This window comes from Mycobacteriales bacterium (assembly GCA_035504215.1).
Classification (GTDB): domain Bacteria; phylum Actinomycetota; class Actinomycetes; order JAFAQI01; family JAFAQI01; genus DATAUK01.
Genome location: DATJSI010000009.1, coordinates 1 through 2420, shown reverse-complemented (window position 1 = coordinate 2420; position 2420 = coordinate 1). Strand labels below are relative to the sequence as shown.

Annotated in this window: 3 protein-coding genes; all 3 read left to right on the top strand. The window is 72.2% G+C overall.

The features are described from left to right. A partial coding sequence (locus VME70_01080; protein ID HTW18788.1) for a gamma-glutamyltransferase occupies window positions 1-701 on the top strand: 701 nt, incomplete at its 5' end. Then, on the top strand, window positions 685-1437 hold the full coding sequence (priA, locus tag VME70_01075; GenBank protein HTW18787.1) for a bifunctional 1-(5-phosphoribosyl)-5-((5-phosphoribosylamino)methylideneamino)imidazole-4-carboxamide isomerase/phosphoribosylanthranilate isomerase PriA: 753 nt from the start codon (window positions 685-687) through the stop codon (window positions 1435-1437). The genes VME70_01080 and priA, both read left to right, overlap by 17 nt. 10 nt (window positions 1438-1447) lie before the next feature. Beyond that, window positions 1448-2218, top strand: a complete 771-nt coding sequence (hisF, locus tag VME70_01070) for an imidazole glycerol phosphate synthase subunit HisF (GenBank protein ID HTW18786.1) — start codon at window positions 1448-1450, stop codon at window positions 2216-2218. The last annotated feature ends 202 nt before the right edge of the window (window positions 2219-2420 follow it).

The following is a 2420-nucleotide window of genomic DNA, read 5'->3' as shown; positions in this document are numbered from 1 at the left end:
AGCTCCGGCCCGGCACGATCGACGGCCGGCGTCCGGTGTTGCCGCGGACGCCGGCGCTCGACGAGGGGTCGGCCGAGGCTGGGCTCGGCGATCCCACCCGGCGGACCGCCGCGGGGCGGCGCGGCGACACCTGCCACATCGACGTCGTCGACAGCGCGGGCAACCTCGTGTCGGCGACGCCGAGCGGCGGCTGGTTGGACAGCTCGCCGTACATCCCGGAGGTCGGCTTCTGCCTCGGCTCGCGGGCGCAGATGTTCTGGCTGCAGCCGGGGCTTCCCAGCTCTCTCAAACCCGGCACCCGGCCGCGCACAACGCTGACCCCGTCGCTCGCGCTGCGTGACGGCGAGCCCTGGATGGCATTCGGTACGCCGGGCGGTGACCAGCAGGATCAATGGAGCCTGGCGTTCTTTCTCGCCGTCGTCCACGGCGGGCTCGACCTGCAGGCCGCGATCGAGGCGCCCTGCTATCACTCGGATCACTTCCCGAGCTCGTTCGCGCCCCGGGCCGCCCGACCCGGCGTCCTTGTGGTCGAGGACCGGCTCGGCGCCGCGACGATCGACGAGCTACGCCGGCGCGGCCACCGGATCGAGGACGCAGGGTCGTGGGCGCTCGGTCGGATGAGCGCGGTCGCGCGGGAAGGCGCGGTGCGACTCGGCGCCGCGAACCCGCGAGGAGTGCAGGGTTATGCCTGCGGACGTTGACGCCGGCGCGCGACGGCTGGTGCTGCTGCCCGCGGTCGACGTCGCCGGCGGCACAGCCGTCCGGCTGGTGCAGGGCGAAGCCGGTACCGAGACCGCCTACGGAGCGCCGTTGGACGCCGCTCTCGCCTGGCAGGCGGGCGGCGCCGAATGGGTGCATCTGGTCGACCTCGACGCTGCCTTCGGGCGTGGTTCCAACCGGGAGCTGATCGCCGACGTCGTTGCGCGGCTCGACGTGTCGGTCGAGGTGTCCGGAGGCGTTCGCGACGACGACTCGCTCGCCGCCGCGCTCGGCACCGGCTGCGCTCGCGTGATCATCGGGACCGCGGCGCTGGAACGCCCCGACTGGGTGCGCGAGGTGATCGTGCGGCACGGCGACCGGATTGCCGTCGGGCTCGACGTGCGCGGGCACACCCTTGCTGCGCGCGGGTGGACCGAAGAGGGCGGTGAGCTCTTCGACGTCCTCGCCCGTCTCGATGCCGACGGCTGCGCGCGCTACGTCGTCACCGATGTCCGCCGGGACGGGATGCTGAACGGGCCGAACCTCGACCTGCTCGGTGCGGTGTGCGCAGCCACCGACCGACCCGTGGTGGCAAGCGGTGGAGTCGGCAGCCTCGAAGATGTGCGGGCGATCGCCGGCCTGGTGCCGGTCGGCGTCGAAGGCGCCATCGTCGGTAAGGCGCTGTATGCCGGGCGGTTCACCCTGCCGGAGGCGCTGGTGGCGGCCGCGGGCGGTTAGCGTCGAGCGCGTGCCGGTCGCCGTACGCGTCATTCCGTGTCTCGACGTCGACGGCGGGCGCGTCGTGAAGGGCGTCAACTTCCGCAACCTGCGCGATGCGGGCGACCCGGTCGAGCTGGCCGCGCGCTATGCGGACGAAGGTGCCGACGAGCTGGTGTTCCTCGACATCACCGCGTCGAGTGCAAGCCGCGAGACGACGTACGACGTCGTCCGCCGGACCGCGGAGCAGGTCTTCATCCCGCTGACCGTCGGTGGCGGCGTGCGGGCCGTGGCCGACGTGGATCGGTTGTTGCGCGAAGGCGCCGACAAGGTCGGGGTCAACACGGCTGCGGTCGCGCGGCCGGAGCTGCTGGGCGAGATCTCGGAACGGTTCGGCAATCAGGTGCTGGTTCTCTCGGTCGACGCGCGGCGGGTCGTCGACGGACCGCCGACGCCGAGCGGCTTCGAGGTGACAACACATGGCGGGCGGCGCGGGACCGGGATCGACGCGATCGAATGGGCCGTGCGCGGCCAGCAGCTCGGGGCCGGCGAGATCCTGCTCAACTCGATGGACGCGGACGGCACGACCGCCGGGTACGACGTCGAGCTGATCGAGCTCGTCCGCGCAGCGGTGACCGTGCCGGTGATCGCGTCCGGCGGTGCTGGGGCTCTCGAGCACTTCGCCGCGGCCTCGCGCGCCGGGGCCGACGCCGTTCTGGCCGCGAGCGTGTTCCATTTCGGCACGCTGCGGATCGAGGATGTGAAGGCGGCCATGCGCGCGGACGGCCTGCTCGTAAGATGAGTCTCCTCGGGGCTACCGAACGACGTCAGGCTCGGCGGCCGAGGAAGTAGAGGAACTCGGTCTGCAGGTCGGCGTCCGGCGGTGGATCAAGCTTCGGGCCGAACACTTTCGGGTGCCGGATCGCCTCGTCCATCGGTTTGAGCGTCTCGTAGGCGGCGCGAACGGATTCCTCGGGAAGGGAGTCGTCCCCGCCGACCGCGCG